Annotated in this window: 1 protein-coding gene; it reads left to right on the plus strand. The window is 45.3% G+C overall.

All coding sequences use genetic code 11. The features are described from left to right. Nucleotides 1-235: 235 nt before the first annotated feature. Nucleotides 236-19,033: an Ig-like domain-containing protein gene (locus I6E82_RS02705; RefSeq protein WP_197116655.1), complete on the plus strand. Its 18,798-nt coding sequence runs from the start codon at nucleotides 236-238 to the stop codon at nucleotides 19,031-19,033. Nucleotides 19,034-19,084 lie beyond the last annotated feature (51 nt).

A 19,084-nucleotide genomic window follows, 5' to 3' on the forward strand; every position in this document is an offset into this window, starting at 1 on the left:
TTCCTCTTAGATCCTGTTAAGACCGAAAATACTCTTTTAAATATTTAGTAAAGGAGTGCTAATTTTGCAAGTAATCTTTTTGGGTAGCATGAAAAAAAATTTCTACCACTTTTTTGTTGATTTTTTATTTTTGAATTTTTCTTCTAAACCTGTACTTGAGTCCAGTATCTATGTGCTTTTTTTGTTCTACCTTTAACTTATTAGATTGTTATTTTAAAAGTTTGAGGGTACCTAAATGGAAGCAAATCAACTTGTAGTTATTGATATTCAGGGTTCGGCGGGTGTTGTGTTGGATGATGGATCAATAAGAGCGTTAAACGTTGGTGACATTATTACCGTAGGTGATTTAGTTGTTACTGCTATTAAGTCGTCGTTACAAATAGATGTGCAAGGTGAAACCTTATCTATACCCGCAAATCAAAAGGTAAAAATAACACCAGACCTATTAGCGAAAGAAGCAAGAGACTCTAGCGAAACAACTGTTTTTGATGAAAGTTTAGATGAAGCAATCGCAAGCTTAGACTTAGGTACAGAGCAAGACTCATCAACGGCGGCTAATTCAGATGTAACAGATTTTTTAGATGCATTAGAGGGTGATGGGGACATTTTAGATAATTTAGAGGCAACAGCCGCTGGTGGCGGTAATGCAGCTGGTGCCGATGGAGGTAGTTCGTTTGTACAGTTAACCCGAATTTCTGAAAGTGTTGATCCTAGTAGTGTTACTTTTGATTCTTCTTTTGATCAAAACGCTACTGAAGCTTTTAATTTAAGAGATACCTCTGATGGTATTGTGCCTGACGCAACTTCGGCTTCTATTTCACTTAATGAGCTGGGCGTTACTAATTCATCACAACCAACAATTACCGGTACGAGTGAAAACTTAATTGGCGAAACGGTTAATGTGACGGTAACTGATGTTGATGGAAATTCTCAAGTAGTTAGTGTTGTGATTGGCCCTGATGGTACCTTTGAAATAACCCTACCAACTCCAATCGCAGATGGCCCTGTAACGGTTGTTGTTGAAGCGACAGATCCTGTTGGCAACCCTATAAACGACACTATTTCTATAGAAATTGATACAACACCTCCGCTTATTGCTATTGATCCTGTTGCCGATTCTGCTTCGCAAACAGTGACAGTAACAGGAACAGTATCTGGGTTGAACACTGGTGATAATGTGTCGGTCACGTTAACGGATAGTGCAGGTACGGTACAAACAATTGTTACTCAGGTTGATGCGCTAGGAAATTGGGTTATTACTACTACCTCACCTTTATCTGAAGGAGAGTTTAACGTAAGCGCAGTGGCGATTGATGCCGCTGGAAATCAAGCTGTAGACCAAGCTTTAGCTAATGTAGATTTAACTGCTCCGGTAATCACAGTAAATGTAACTGATGAAACAAATAACGCAACACCACCACTTGTTGGAACAACAAATGGGGTTCCTGAAGGCACGCAAGTAACAATTACTGTTACAGATAGTGCAGGACAAATACAAACATTAACAGCGGTTACTCAAGCCGATGGAAGCTGGAGTGTAGAAGTTGGGACTCCTTTACCTGAAGGTGATTTTACTGTTGATGCACAAGTAAGCGACAGTGTAGGAAACTTAGCATTAGCAAGTGATTCAGGAGTAATTGATTTAACGGCGCCTACGGTACAAATTAATAATATTAACGACACTCAAGACACCACGCCAACTATTACAGGTAACGCGCAAGATGTACCTGCTGGCTCTATTATTAGTGTGGTTATTACCGATTTTAATGGTCAAACTCAAACATTATTAACCCAAACTAACGCTGATGGTGATTGGTCTATTGACGTAACTACGCCATTGGCTGAAGGGCAGTTTGAGGTTGATGCAAGTGTAAGCGATGCTGCAGGTAACCAAGCCCAAGCAAATAACCAAGGTGTTGTTGATTTAACAAATCCAGATATTACCGTTACTGCAATTGCTGATACTAACGATACTACACCAACATTTGTAGGTAGGGTAGAAGACGCTCCAGCAGGCTCTGTAATTACAGTATTAGTAACCGATATAAACGGTAGCGTACAAACTTTAACTACTTTATTAAATGAAGATGGCACATGGAGTGTTGATGCTAATGAAATCTTGCCAGGTGGTGAGTTTACAGCAACTGCGTCAGTAACCGATGTAGCAGGTAATGAGGCTACTGCGCAAACAAACGGCGAAATAACGTTTGCTCCTATTTCAATTCAAATCGATGCAATTGCTAATACTAACGATACCACTCCATTTTTAAGTGGTAACACCGGTAATGTGCCTGCAGGTACAACCATTACTTTAACTATTACGGCAAGCGATGGGAGTACATTTACATTACTTGCAGTGACGCAAGCAGATGGTTCGTGGACTGCACAAGTAACAACTCCTCTGCCTGAGGGCGACTTTACTGTAGTTGCAGCGGTTATAGATGACTCGGGCAATGAGGCGCAAGCAAGTGCAGTAGGTAATGTTGATTTAACTATAAGCATTAATTTTATTATTGATACTAACGATACAACACCAACAATTAGCGGCTCTACACAAGACGTAGAACCTGGTGCGTTAGTAACCGTTACATTTACAGGAAGCGATGGCGTAGCAGAAACCGTGCAAGTAGTTACTGGTGCTGATGGAAGTTGGTCAGTTGAGGCAAGTAATGAATTAGTTGAAGGCCAGTTTAGTGTGGTTGCAACAGTGACTGATGCTGCAGGTAATACAGCTTCTGCAAGCGAAACTGGAGAGATTGATTTAACCGATCCTGCAATCACGATTAATCCTATTGAGGATACGAATGATGTAACCCCATCTGTAAGCGGTAATGTAATTGATGTACCTGCAGGGACCGAAGTTACATTAGTAATAACTGACAGTGAAGGTAATGAACAAACACTTACAACAATTACAAATACAGATGGTACATATACAGCGGATATTATTGCAGATCTCAGTGAAGGTGATTTCACAGTAACAGCAAGTGTTAGCGACACGGCAGGCAATAGCAGTACGGCAACTGTTACAGGTACGGTTGATTTAACTGCACCAAGTGTCACTATCAACAATATTGCTGATACAAACGATACAACACCTGTTCTTACCGGCTCTACCCAAGGATTAGCATCGGGCAGTGAAGTAACTTTAATTGTTACCGATAGTCTAGGGGCTGAGCAACAGTTAGTCACTACTATAAGTGCTGATGGTACTTGGAGTATTGAGATTCCAACTGCTTTAAGCGAGGGAGATTTTACCGTAACTGCTAATGTATCTGATAATGCGGGTAACGCAGCTCAAGATTCACAATTAGGCTCAGTTGATACCACCCCTCCTTTAGTTGCAATAAATGACTTTGCTGATTCAAACGACACAACACCTATATTTAGTGGAACAACGAGTGATGTAGCACCGGGTAGCCTTGTTAGTGTTTTAGTTACTGATGCAAATGGTGAGTCACAAACATTGACGGCGGTTGTGTCAGAAGATGGAACTTGGCAAGTAGGTGCAACTCAAGCTGTTACTGAAGGCGACTTTACAATTACGGCAACAGTAACAGACGCTGCAGGTAATGAAGCAAGCGATACCGGTACTGGAACAATTGATTTATCAGCTCCAATTATAGCAATTAATACAATCCCAGATAGCGCCGATACTACTCCAACAATTTCAGGTTCCGTACAAAATGTGCCAGCTGGAACAACGGTTACGTTAACATTGACGGACGCTGGTGGTAATACACAAACAATTACAACACAAACGCTAGCTGATGGTACTTGGACAGCTGATGCTATTAATGAGTTAGTTGAAGGTGACTTTAGCGTTAATGCCATCGTTAGCGATGAAGCAGGTAACCAAAGTGAAACTTTAGCACAAGGAACTATCGATAATACCGCACCAACTATTACGATTGATGCACTCGCTGATAGCAATGATACAACACCAACTATTTCAGGCACTGCGACGGGTGAGCCAGAAGGCACGGTTGTTACTATTACAGTAACTGATGAAGCTGGTAACCCACAAACCATCACTACAGAAGTACTCGCTGACGGCACTTTCACTGTTGATGTACCAGATGAATTAAGCGAAGGCGAATACAGCGTAGACGTATCAATCACTGATACTGCTGGTAACGAAAGTACAGAAGTAACAACGGGTACTATTGATACCTCAGCTCCTGTTATTACGATTGATGCACTGGCAGATAGCAACGACACCACACCGACAATTTCTGGCACAGCAACAGGTGAGCCAGAGGGCACAGTTGTTACTATTACGGTAACTGATGACGCTGGTAATCCACAAATAATTACTACTGAAGTACAAGCCGATGGCACCTTTAGTGTGGACGTACCAAATGAACTAAGTGAAGGTGAATTTACTGTTGAGGTATCGGTTACAGATACTGCGGGCAATGAAACCACAGCAACTACGACTGGCGAGGTTGATACTTTAGCACCGGTGATCACGATAGATGCACTGGCTGATAGTAACGACACCACCCCAACTATTTCAGGCACCGCAACGGGGGAGCCAGAAGGCACGATTGTTACTATTACAGTAACTGATGACGCTGGTAATCCACAAATCATTACCACTGAAGTACAAGCCGATGGCACCTTCAGTGTTGATGTACCAAACGAATTAAGTGAAGGTGAGTTTACTGTTGAGGTATCGGTTACAGATACTGCGGGCAATGAAACCACAGCAACTACGACTGGCGAAGTTGATACTGCCGCGCCAACAGTTATTATTGACCCAGTAGGTGATACTAACGACACCACTCCAACTATTTCAGGGACTGCGACGGGTGAGCCAGAAGGCACGGTTGTTACTATTACCGTGACTGATGAAGCAGGTAATCCACAAATAATTACTACTGAAGTACAAGCCGATGGCACCTTTAGTGTGGATGTACCAAACGAATTAAGTGAAGGCGAATTTACTGTTGAAGTATCGGTTACAGATACTGCGGGTAATGAAACCACAGCAACAACAACGGGAGAAGTCGATACTACCGCGCCAACAGTTACTATTGATCCAGTAGGTGATACTAACGATACCACCCCAACTATTTCAGGCACCGCAACGGGGGAGCCAGAGGGCACGGTTGTTACTATTACAGTTACTGATGACGCTGGTAACCCACAAATAATCACCACTGAAGTACAAGCCGATGGTACCTTCAGTGTAGATGTGCCGAACGAATTAAGTGAGGGTGAATTTACCGTTGAGGTATCGGTTACCGATACCGCAGGTAATGAAACCACAGCAACAACAACGGGAGAAGTTGATACCACAGCGCCAATAGTTACTATTAATGCACTAGGCGATACGAGTGATACAACACCGACCATTTCAGGCACGGTTAGCGATGAGCCAGCTGGTTCAACCGTAACTTTAACAGTGACCGATGCTAACGGTATAGTACAAATAATTACAGCAGAAGTAATTGCAGATGGAAGTTGGACTGTAGAAGTGTCCGCGGCTTTAGCTGAAGGAAGCTACTCTGTAGATGCAAGTATTAGTGATAGCGCTGGTAATGAAGGCACAGCAAGTGCTTCAGGCACAATTGATACAAGCGCATTGACCATTACCATTGATATTATTGGCGAAACTAACGATCAAACACCTCAAATAAATGGTGATACTTTTAATGCACAAGCTGGCTCTCAAGTTGAAGTTCAGATCACTGACTCAGCGGGTGCAATAATTACTTTAACCACAGTTGTTGATGAAAACGGTCTTTGGAGTGTTACTCCGCCAGCAAATTTAGCTGAGGGCACCATTTTAATTAGTGCGACAGTAACAGACATAGGTGGTGGAAGCGCAAATGCAGAGCTTGATGCTGTAATTGATATTACGCCTCCAACAATACAAGTTAATGAACTAGAAACTAGTAATGACACTACTCCAATTATTTCAGGTAGCACAACAGACGTAGCTTCAGGCACAGTTATAAATTTAACGGTTACTGATTCTCAAGGAGTTGTTCGTACATTTAGGACTACAACGGATGCCGATGGTAATTGGAGTGTTGAGCTTTCTCAAGAGCTGGCCTCGGGCGATTATTCTGTAGAAGCTGAAGTATCTGATGCTGCTGGAAATAGTGCTTCAGATACGGCTACAGGCAATATAGATACATCAGGGCCTAGCTTAACCGTTAACTTTGATACTGTAACTAACGACTCAACACCTACTATTTCAGGCACTAGTGATGCAGACGTTGGTACCAGTATCACGGTTGTTATTACAGATGAAAATGGAGTTGAACAAACACTAAGCACCACAGTAGATGCAAATGGTAACTGGGAAGTAACTCCACAAACAGATTTAAATGAAGGTGATAACACCATAGAAGTGAGTGTATCTGACGAAGCAGGAAATACGACAATAGTTACAGATACAATTACGTTAGACACGCAAGCGCCAACGCTCACCATTCAAAACGTGGGCGATGTCAGCGACTTAACACCAGAGCTTCAGGGCACCAGTAATGAAATTGGTGGCACCGTAACACTCACCATCACCGACAGCGAAGGCATCAATCAAACCCTTAGCACTGTTGTAGGCAGCGATGGTCACTGGAATATTGAAATTCCAGGTGCCCTTGCACAAGGCGACTTTAGCGTTGTTGCCATCATTACTGATGCGGCAGGTAACGAGAGTACAGCGAACAGCAGTGGTAATGTGGATACTATTACGCCAATCGTCACCGTTGACGCACTAGGTTTAGGTAACGACAGCACACCAGTGATTAGTGGTACCTCAACAGAGCCTGAAGGCACGGTTATAAACATTGTTATTACCGACAGTAACGGTGATGAACACCCAATCACTGCCACCGTGGATGCAAACGGTGATTGGCAAGCAACCAGCCCTGAGTTACCAGATGGAAGCTACACCGTACAAGCCAGTATCACCGATGATGCAGGCAACACCGGCGGCGCCACACAAACTGGCACCCTTGATACCTTAGCGCCAACATTGACGTTAGACACCGTCGGCGCCACCAACGACAGCACGCCAACAATTAGCGGGACATCGAACGCGCCAGCAGGGACTGTTATTAGTATCAGCGTGAGCGATGGCACAACAACCGAAGCGTTCACCGCGACAGTGCAAGCTGATGGTAGCTGGTCAGCGGATGTACCGAATGCACTGAGCGATGGTGAGCTCACCATTGAAGCTAGCGTTAGTGATAACGCCGGTAATACCACTACATTAAGTGAAACCGCAACACTCAACACCACGGCCCCAAGCATTAGTATTAATGCATTGGTTGATACCAACGACACCACCCCAACCATTAATGGTACAAGCGATGCGGCAGATGGCACCACCATTAGTTTAACGTTTGAAGATAGTGCAGGAAATATTACGACTGTTGATACGACCGTAACGGGTGGTGTATGGAGCGTCGATGCACCAAGCGTGCTAGCCGAAGGCGAATACACAGTAACAGCGACCGTGGATGATGGACTGGGCAATATTGGCAGCGCCACAGAAACAGGCGAGATTGACTTAACCGCACCAAGCCTTGTTATCACCGACAACGGTGTAGGTAACGACACCACCCCAACGATTGCAGGTACCAGCGATGCCGTGCAGGGAAGTGAAGTAACCATTGTTGTCACTGACAGCAGTGGCACACCGCAAACAATAAGCGCCACTGTACTTGCCAATGGCACATGGTCAATTCCTGTACCGATAGCACTTGCAGAAGGTAACTTCACCGTAAGCGCAAGCGTGAGCGATACGGCAGGCAACGAAGCCACCGCCACAGGCACTGGTGAAATAGATACCACCGCACCGACACTTGTACTTACCAGCTCAGGCTCAAGTAGCGACATCACCCCGACACTCAGCGGCACAAGCGATGCCGTTGAAGGCACCGTTATTAACTTCACGGTTGTGGACGATCAAGGCAATACACAAATCTTTACGACCACTGTGGATGCCGATGGCAACTTCTCTATAGAAGTACCGACTGCCTTGGCAGAAGGGCCGTACACGATCACCGCTAACATCAGCGATGTAGCAGGTAACAGCACCGATATTACCGGCAACGGCACAATAGACACGTCCGCGCCAAGCATTACCGTTGATGCGCCAGTATTAACAAACGACAGCACGCCAACAGTGACAGGCACCAGTGATGCACCTAACAGCACCATCACGGTTACGTTTACAGATGCAGCAAATGCCACTCAAAGCATTGATGTACAAACAGATACTAACGGTAACTGGAGTGCGACACCAACAGGTACATTAGCTGAAGGGAACTACAGCGTCAGCGCCAGCATCACCGATGCCGCAGGCAACACAGGTACAGGTACAGATACAGGCGAAGTAGATATAACACCGCCAGATTTAGCGTTTACACCTACCTTCTTATTGGGTTCATTAGTGTTATTAAACGGCACCTCTGATTTACCGGCTGGCAGTGAAATTACCATTACTGAGCAACTTGTTGGCGGCGGTGTGGGCGTAAGTTACACCACAACCACTGACGCCAATGGTAACTGGTCACTGGCTGGTATTGATATCTCATTACTGAACTTAGGCTCCGTGATCGCAACAGCGACCGATGCCGCAGGTAATACCCGTACAATTAGCTCAGATGACTTCGATAATATACCGCCGACACTTACTGTTGATGTTGCAGCACAAAGCGACAGCAACACGCCAATCATAAGCGGCACAAGCGATGCAGGTGAGGGTGCACAAGTGACTATCGTGGTTACTGATAGCGCAGGCAACCCGCAAACTATCACCGCCCTTGTGGATGCAAACGGTGATTGGAACGCCACACCAGCGACACCATTAAGTGAAGGTGAAAGCACCATTGAAGTAAGTGTACGCGACAGTGTTGGCAACGAAACTACAGTGAGTGACATCACCACTATCGACACGCAAGCGCCAATACTCACCATTCAAAACGTAGGCGATGTCAGCGACTTAACACCAGAGCTTCAGGGCACCAGTAATGAAATTGGTGGCACCGTAACACTCACCATCACCGACAGCGAAGGTGCTGTGCAAACCCTTGAGACCCTAGTTGGCAGCGATGGTCACTGGAATATTGAAATTCCAGGTGCCCTTGCACAAGGTGACTTTAGCGTTGTTGCCAGCATTACTGATGCTGCAGGCAACGAGAGCACCGCGAGCAGCAGTGGCAACGTGGATACCATCACCCCGGTTGTGAGCGTGGATGCACTGGGCCTTGGCAATGACAGCACCCCAGTGATTAGTGGTACCTCAACAGAGCCTGCAGGCACGGTTATAAACATTGTTATTACCGACAGTAACGGTGATGAACACCCAATCACCGCTACTGTGGATGCAAACGGCGATTGGCAAGCAACCAGCCTTGAATTACCAGATGGAAGCTACAACGTACAAGCCAGTATCACCGATGATGCAGGCAACACCGGCGGCGCCACACAAACAGGCAGCTTAGATACTTTAGCGCCGACACTGACGTTAGACACAGTAGGCGCCACTAATAACAGCACGCCAACAATTAGCGGGACATCAAACGCGCCAGCAGGCACGGTTATAACGATTAACGTCACGGATGCAGATAATACAGAAACGTTCACCGCGACAGTACAAGCCGATGGCAGTTGGTCAGCGGATGTACCGAACGCGCTAACTGATGGTCCACTCACTATCGAAGCAAGCGTAAGCGACAGTGCAGGCAACACCACTACATTAAGTGAAAACGCAACACTCAACACCACGGCGCCAAGTATCAGTATTAATACACTGGTTGACACCAATGACACCACGCCAGAAATTCGCGGGACAAGTGATGCAGCTGATGGCACAACCATTAGCTTAACGTTTGAAGACAGTGCAGGGAATATTACGACTGTTGATACGACCGTAACGGGCGGCGTATGGAGCGTCGATGCACCAAGCGTACTAGCCGAAGGCGAATACACCGTAACAGCTACCGTGAATGATGGGCTGGGCAATATAGGGAGTGCAACAGAGACTGGTCAGATCGACCTTACTGGTCCGAGCCTTGTTATTACCGACAACGGCGTAGGCAACGACACCACCCCAACGATTGCAGGTACCAGCGATGCACCGCAGGGAAGTGAAGTAACGATTGTTGTCACTGACAGCAGTGGCACACCGCAAACAATAAGCGCCACCGTACTTGCTAATGGTACGTGGTCAATTCCTGTACCGATAGCACTTGCAGAAGGTGCATACACCATTAGTGCGAGTGTTGAAGATGCCGCAGGCAACGACACCACCGCCACAGGCGCTGGTGAAGTAGACACCACTGCACCGACACTTGTGCTTACCAGTCCAGGTTCAAGTGATGATGTAACGCCGATATTTAGCGGCACAAGCGATGCGGTTGAAGGCACGGTTATTAACTTCACCGTAGTGGATGATTTAGGTAGCTCACAAACGTTCACCACCACGGTGGATGCTGATGGCAACTTCTCAGTTGAAGTAATCACTGCACTGGCAGAAGGACCGTATACGATTACTGCCAACATCAGCGATGTAGCAGGTAACAGCACCGATATTACCGGCAACGGCACAATAGACACATCCGCGCCAAGCATTACCGTGGATGCGCCAATATTAACAAACGACAGCACGCCCACAGTGACAGGCACCAGTGATGCACCTAATAGCACTATCACAGTTACGTTTACAGATGCAGCAAATGCCACTCAAAGCATTGATGTACAAACCGATGCTGATGGTAACTGGAGTGCGACACCAACAGGTACATTAGCTGAAGGTAATTACAATGTCAGCGCCAGCATCACCGATGCTGCAGGCAACACAGGTACAGGCACTGACAGCGGCGAAGTGGATGTAACTCCGCCAACTCTTGCCTTTACGCCAACGTTTGAACTTGGTTTATTGGTTACCTTAAGTGGTACGTCTGACTTGCCAGCAGGTAGTGAAATTACAATTACCGAGCAGCTGGTAGGCGGTGGTATTGGTGCAACATATACCACTACAACCGATGCGGATGGCAACTGGTCATTAGTCGGATTAGATGTATCGTTACTTGATGTTGGCTCAGTGATCGCAACAGCGACCGATGCAGCAGGTAATACCCGTACAATTAGCTCAGACGACTTTGATAATACGCCACCGACACTCACTGTTGATGTTGCAGCACAAAGCGACAGCAACACGCCAATCATAAGCGGCACAAGCGATGCAGGTGAGGGTGCACAAGTGACGATTGTGGTTACCGACAGCAACGGCAACCCACAAACTATCACCGCCCTTGTGGATGCAAACGGTGATTGGAGCGCCACACCAGCGACACCATTAAGTGAAGGTCAAAGCACCATTGAAGTAAGTGTACGCGACAGTGTTGGCAATGAAACCACTGTGAGTGACACCACGACTATCGACACGCAAGCGCCAACGCTCACCATTCAAAACGTAGGCGATGTCAGCGATTTAACACCTGAGCTTCAGGGCACCAGTAATGAAATTGGTGGCACGGTAACACTCACCATCACCGACAGCGAAGGCATCAATCAAACCCTTAGCACTGTTGTAGGCAGCGATGGTCACTGGGCAATCGAAGTATCGACAGCCCTTGCACAAGGTGAGTTTAGCGTTGTTGCCAGCATTACCGATGGGGCAGGCAACGAGAGCACCGCAAACAGCAGTGGTAATGTGGATACTATTACGCCAGTTGTCACCGTTGATGTACTGGGCTTGGGTAACGACAGCACGCCAGTGATCAGCGGTACCTCAACAGAGCCTGCAGGCACGGTTATAAACATTGTTATTACCGACAATAACGGTGATGAACACCCAATCACCGCCACCGTGGATGCAAATGGTGATTGGCAAGCAACCAGCCCTGAATTACCAGATGGAAGTTACACAATGCAAGCCAGTATCACCGATGATGCAGGCAATACCGGCGGCGCCACACAATCAGGCACCCTTGATACTCTAGCACCGACATTAACACTGGATACAGTGGGTGCAATTAATAACAGCACGCCAACAATTAGTGGGACATCGAACGCGCCAGCAGGCACGGTTATAACGATTAACGTCACGGATGCAGATAATACAGAAACGTTCATCGCGACAGTGCAAGCCGATGGCAGTTGGTCAGCGGATGTACCGAACGCGCTAACTGATGGTCCACTCACTATCGAAGCAAGCGTCAGTGACAGTGCAGGCAACACCACCACGTTAAGTGAAGGCGCAACATTGGATACCAATGCACCGAGTATTAATATTGATGCATTAATGGATACAAATGATACAACGCCGAATGTGAGCGGTACCAGCAGTGCAGCAAATGGCACTATTATCACCGTCAGTTTCACGGACAGTAATGACATAACAAACACGGTACAAACAACCGTTACAGACGGTATCTGGAGTGTTGAAGCCCCTGTTGACTTAGCTGAAGGCAGTTATGAAGTTGAAGCGAGTGTTACTGATGGAAGCGGCAATACAAGTACCGCAACAGGAAGTGGCATTGTTGATACGACCATTCCTAATATTGCCGTAAATGATGTAACCGTGACTGATGACACCACGCCCACGATCACCGGCACAGCGAATGCGCCACAAGGCAGCACCGTGAGCGTTGAAATTACAGACAGTAATAACATTACTCATACCGTAACGACCACATTAGGGGTTAATGGCACATGGAGCGTAGCAGCCACGCAAGTACTTTCTGAAGGCACCTTTACAGTGAGCGCCAGTGTGAGCGATGCCGCAGGCAATGAAGCTACTGCCACAGGCACTGGTGAAATAGATACCATTGCACCGACGCTTGTACTTACCAGCCCAGGCTCAAGTAACGACATCACCCCGACACTCAGCGGAACAAGCGATGCGGTTGAAGGCACGGTTATTAACTTTACCGTAGTGGATGATTTAGGTAGCTCACAAACGTTCACCACCACTGTGGATGCTGATGGGAACTTCTCAATCGAAGTACCGACTGCACTGGCTGAAGGGCCGTACACGATCACCGCCAACATCAGCGATGTGGCAGGTAACAGCACCGATATTACAGGCAATGGCACCATTGATACCACTGCACCAAGTGTGAGTGTGGATGCGCCAGTATTAACAAACGACAGCACACCAACAGTAACGGGTAGCAGTGATGCACCTAACAGTACCATCACCGTTACGTTTACCGACGCTGCCAATTCAGTTCAGACCATTGATGTACAAACGGATATCAACGGTAACTGGAGCGCGACACCAACGACTGATTTAGCCGAAGGGAACTACAGCGTCAGCGCCAGCATCACCGATGCTGCAGGCAATACAGGCACGGGTACAGACACTGGCGAAGTCGATATAACCGCTCCGGATCTTGAAATTATTCCATCGTTTTTATTAGGTAATTTAGTTTCTCTTTCGGGGGATTCTGATCTACCAGGGGGTTCTGTGATCACTATCACAGAGTACCTAGTTGGTGGGTTAGTTGGCGCAACTTATACAGCCACGACAAATCCTGATGGCACGTGGGGGCTTGCAAACATAACAGTACCTTTACTAAACCTTGCCTATGTGACTGCCAGTGCAACGGATGCAGCTGGTAATGTCAGAACAATCAATACACTTGATTTTGATAACGTAGCGCCAGACCTAACAGTTAGTGTCGATGCTTTATCTAATGACAGTACGCCAGTAATTAGCGGCACCACCGATATGGGGCAAGGCACTGTAATTAATATAACCGTGACTGATAGTGAAGGAGAAAGCCAAGCGTTTACTGCGACAGTTCAAGCCGGTGGCGACTGGTCTGTTGCTGTACCTGCAGAGCTAGCGCAAGGTCAATATACCGTTGTTGCAGAGGTTAGAGACAGTGTTGGTAACTTAACAACGCAGCAGGCTCAAGGTGAAATAGACAGTGTTGATCCTACATTAATTGTGAACGAAGTTAACGCGACAATAGATACAACACCTACAATTTCAGGTACGAGTAATGAGATAGGTGCAGATGTAAGCATTATTATTGGTGGTCAAACACTAACAGCAACTGTGGGTACTGATGGCAATTGGCAAGTAGATGTCCCCGTAGCACTTGTTGATGGTGATTATACGGCGCAAGTAAGCATTACCGATGACGCTAATAATATCAGCAGCACGACTATTGATTTAACAATTGATACCCAAGTACCTGTTATTGTACTTAATGATATAACTGTATTTAACACTAATACACCAATTGTAAGTGGTACTTCAACTGAACCACAGAATACGGTGGTCGATATAGTCATTACAGACAGCAATAATGACACACACATTTTAACCGCAATAGTTGATGCTAACGGCGATTGGCAAGTTACGGCGCCAAGCTTGCCAGATGGCAATTATGATGTAGAGGTAAGTATTACCGATGATGCTGGCAATCAAGGTTTGGATACAGGCTCGAGCTTTATTGATACTCAAGCACCAAGTATTTCTATAAACGCATTAGGTACAATTAATGACAGCACGCCAACTATTTCAGGCACATCCAATGAACCTGAAAACACGAGTATTACAGTAACTGTGACCGATGGAGATAGTACCGAGACTTACACAACTGTTGTTGGTGCAGGAGGTGATTGGAGTGTAAATATAACAGACGCACTGACTGATGGTGAAGTTACAGTTTCTGCAAGTGTTACTGATACCGCAGGGAATGAATCAGTTGCAAATAGTACCGCAACGTTAAATACCAATGCGCCTACAATCAATATTAATACAATTGTTGATACGAACGATCAAACACCAGCAATATTGGGCACAAGTAGTGCGGCAGATAACACAGAAATTACGGTCGTTATAACTGACGTTAATAACATTTCACATACTGTAACTACGACGGTAGTAGGCGGTATTTGGAGTGTTGATGCGACCGATATTCTTCCTGAAGGTGAGTTTACTGTTTCGGCAAGTGTGACTGAAGGTGGCTTAACGAGTAATGCAGCGGGCGAGGGCGTGATCGATTTAACTCCACCAGCACTTAATATTACACCGCCGGTAACGTCTAATGACACTACGCCTACAATTTCAGGCACAACTACAGCTCCACAAGGCGCCATAGTCGCTATTTTAATTACAGATAGCTTAGGTGCAGAGCAAACGGTTAATGCTACGGTTGGTGCAAATGGCACATGGTCAGTCGCTGCAAGTACAGAGTTGAGCGAGGGCACTTACACGGTTTTAGCTTCAACAACAGATACTGCCGGTAATCCTGTAAACACAAGTATTACAGGGGAAGTTGACATAACAGCGCCAGTTGTGACCATTAACGATATTGTTGGAGGTACAGACTTAACCCCAGGTATTTCAGGAAGTGTGACAGGTGCCAATGTGGGTGATGCTGTTGCAGTGGTATTCACTGATGCACAAGGTAATGAGCACACTGTAAATACAACGGTTCAAACTGGAGGTATATGGTCTGTAGAGGCAAGTAGCTCTCTTTCACAAGGAGATTATTCAGTTGAAGCATTTGTTACTGACAGCGCTGGTAATACCGGGGACGCAACAAATACAGCAACTATAGATACCATTGCTCCCGAAATTAGTATTAATCAAAGTTCATTAATACTAACTCAAGATAGCACTCCATTGATTACAGGTACGTCTAACGAAGCAAATACAAACGTTATTGTTACGTTTACGGATTCAGCTGGAGTTTCTCATCAAATGACCGTTCAAACCGATGGCAATGGAGACTGGCAAGCGGCTGCTAATAATATTTTAGCTGACGGTGTTTACAGTGCTAGTGCAACTATTAGCGATGCTGCGGGCAATACTTCGGTCGACAATAAAACCGGTGGTGAGGTTGATACCGTGGGACCAGAGCTAACAATTGTGCCTTCGTTCCTATTAGGTCAGTTGGTTTCTTTATCTGGTACATCTGATTTGGGCGAAGGTAAAACCGTTACGGTTACTCTAGAGCTTGCAGGTGATTTACTCGATTTAACATACGATGTAACCACAGATGCAAATGGTGATTGGGAGCTATTAGGCCTAGCCGTTAATGTTATTGGCTTATCAGTTATTGAAGCCTCTGCAACCGATGATGCGGGTAACACCACCGCTATTACGACTGCTGATGTAGATGCTTCAACCCCAGTACTAAATGCGGTAGTTGACTTTGCTACTGGTGAGGGCGATTTACCAATAATTAGTGGTACGACCGACCAAGCACCAGGCACTGAAGTGCTAGTTAAAGTGGTAGATAGCGAAAATGTAGTACAAGAGCTTACGGCTATAGTTCAAGCCGATAATACGTGGGCTGTACAGGTTCCTCAATCATTAGCTGAAGGTACATTTAGCGTAACAGTTGACGTGTTAAGTGAGGTCGGTATTACTACCACGCAACTACTTACCGCAGTGGTGGATACAATATCGCCAACACTTGGCTTACAGGTTATTGGCACAACATCAGACTCCACGCCAATAATCCAAGGTACCAGTGATTTAATTAATGGTGTTGTTGAAATACAACTAGATGGCGGCACTGTACTAACTACTACAGTTGATGCTTTGGGAATATTTACACTTGAAGTTGATGCATTATCTGAAGGGCAGCACGTTGCTAATGTGAGTATTACTGATGATGCAGGTAATGTAGTTACCGATACGCTTGAATTCGTCGTTGATACGCTAGTACCAGTGGTTGGAATTTTACCACTGAGCATTAGCAATACAGATATATTAGAGCTTTCAGGTACATCACCAGAAGCGGAAGGCACAAATATTGATGTAACTGTTATTGGTAGTAATGGTGAAAAAACGGTATTTAATACCTTAATTGGTAGCGATGGCAAGTGGTCTTTAGTAACTACTAGCTTATCAGATGGTGTATATACTGTTTCTGCAAGTATAACTGACGCGGCAGGTAATACAGGGCAGTCGGCCATTGAGCAAGTAACCATAGATACTATAGCGCCAGCGCTAGGAATTGATGCGTTTGGTGTACTTAATACGCTAACACCTACTATTGAAGGGACAAGCGATGAAGAGGTAGGAAGTTTAATTACCGTAAATATTACTGACTCTACAGATACATTATATGTAGTTACCACTTCGGTATTAGGAGACGGAACATGGCTTATTGTTACTCCTTTACTTGCTGAAGGTGACTTAACAATTGAGGCAATAAGTACAGATGATGCTGGGAATATAGCAACAGTTACGCAAACGGGCACTATTAGTACAACCTTACCAGGTTTGTTAATTAATCAAATTGTAGATACAAGCGATACAACGCCAACAATTACAGGTACCACAGATATATTAGCAGGTGACGTACAGGTAGTTATTACCGATAGTAGCGGTACAGCAACGACATATAACACCCAAGCTATTGCAGGTGTATGGACTCTAATACCTACAACACCATTAGCTGAAGGTGCCTTTACTGTAAGTGCTACAGTTGAAAACTTAGGGCTTACAAGTTCTACAAGTCTAGGTGGCATTATTGATTTAACACCACCAACAGTTGAAGTTAATCAGTTACCTGTTACTAATAACCCGTTACCAACAATTACAGGTACAAGTGATGCACCAGCAGGTACAAATGTGAGTGTTGTTATTACAGATGCTAATAATGATTCACAAACTATTACCGCTCAAGTTTCAGGCAATGGCACATGGTCAGTAACAGCTACCACCGCACTGAGTGAAGGTAGCTTTAATGCAACAGCATCAATAAGCGATACAGCGGGTAACTCTGCTAGCGATACTATGGTGTCAAGCACCGATTATACTGCACCAACTGTAGTGATAGACCCAATTACAGTAGGGCAAGATACAACGCCTACCATTACGGGTTCTGTAACTGGAAGCTTTGCAGGTGCGGCTGTAATAGTTATGTTTACTGATTCAGCTGGTGCCACTCACAATGTTGACACAACCGTTGGCACTGATGGAACTTGGAGCGTGATATCGGCAGAAGTACTTAGTGAAGGTAACTACACTGTAGATGTTGGCATTGCTGATGGTGCAGGTAATACTGGTACGCAATCATCAAGTAGCGCAATTGACTCAGGTATTACAATTGACTCGGGGTTAGAGCTAACCGCAGATCAAACACCGCTTGTTACGGGGACTGCCGCTCCAGGTGAGTCTGTAACTGTTACCTTTAATGGTCCAACTGAAAGTATTGTATTAATAGAAACTGTTAATGCATCGGGTGTATGGAGTGCTACAGCTAATACTGACTTAGCTGATGGGGAGTACACAGTAACAGCCGTAGCAACTGATACATCAGGTAATACAACTTCAAGCGGTAGTATATCTGGATTGGTTATTGATACCACGCCAATAGGTTTTGAGGTTACTGATTTTAGTTCAGGAATATTAGGTATTGTACTCCCATCAGTTGAAGGGACAACAGAGCCAGATACTGAAGTATACATTATTGGCTCTTCGTTATTAGGCATTGACTTACTCGGTCTAGATTTAGATGTATTAGAACTTTCAAGCAGCTTTACTTCAGATAGCAATGGAGATTGGGGAGGGTTTTTAAACTTAGCCAACCTAAACATTGGTGGAGGGGAGCAATATTATTTTGTTACTGTTGATGAAGTCGGAAACTACTTGATTAAAAATACGGGTAACGAGGTAGAGCAGTCCGGCAATATTTACACCTCTGAATCAGGTTCAGGTGCTGGCGACATTATGCCAGCGTCATTTAGCGAAGAGTCAGCATTGGGTGATACGCAAGGTGATGAAGTGTTAAACACCGAAACCATTAATTTAGCAAATGTAGGAACAATAGCAAGCACGCCAGAACAGGTGGTAGGAGTTAGTGAAGCAGAACCACTAAGCATAAACGATGTAATAATTGACTCTGAAACAGAGCAGTTAGTTGCTTTAAATAATCTACTTGATGAAGAAGGCTCTGCAATTGCTTATACTCCAGCTCAAAGTGGGGGAAGCATTGATGCAGCAGCACCTGCGGTTGATGTACAAAATCAATCGGAGGAAATGATTAAACACTTAATTGAAAGTAGTAATAATCAAACGGATATTTAATATTAATAGAGCCCTCTTAATTATTTATTAAGGGGGCTTACATTATTAAGA

Source organism: Pseudoalteromonas sp. NZS11, assembly GCF_015864765.1.
GTDB lineage: Bacteria > Pseudomonadota > Gammaproteobacteria > Enterobacterales > Alteromonadaceae > Pseudoalteromonas > Pseudoalteromonas arctica.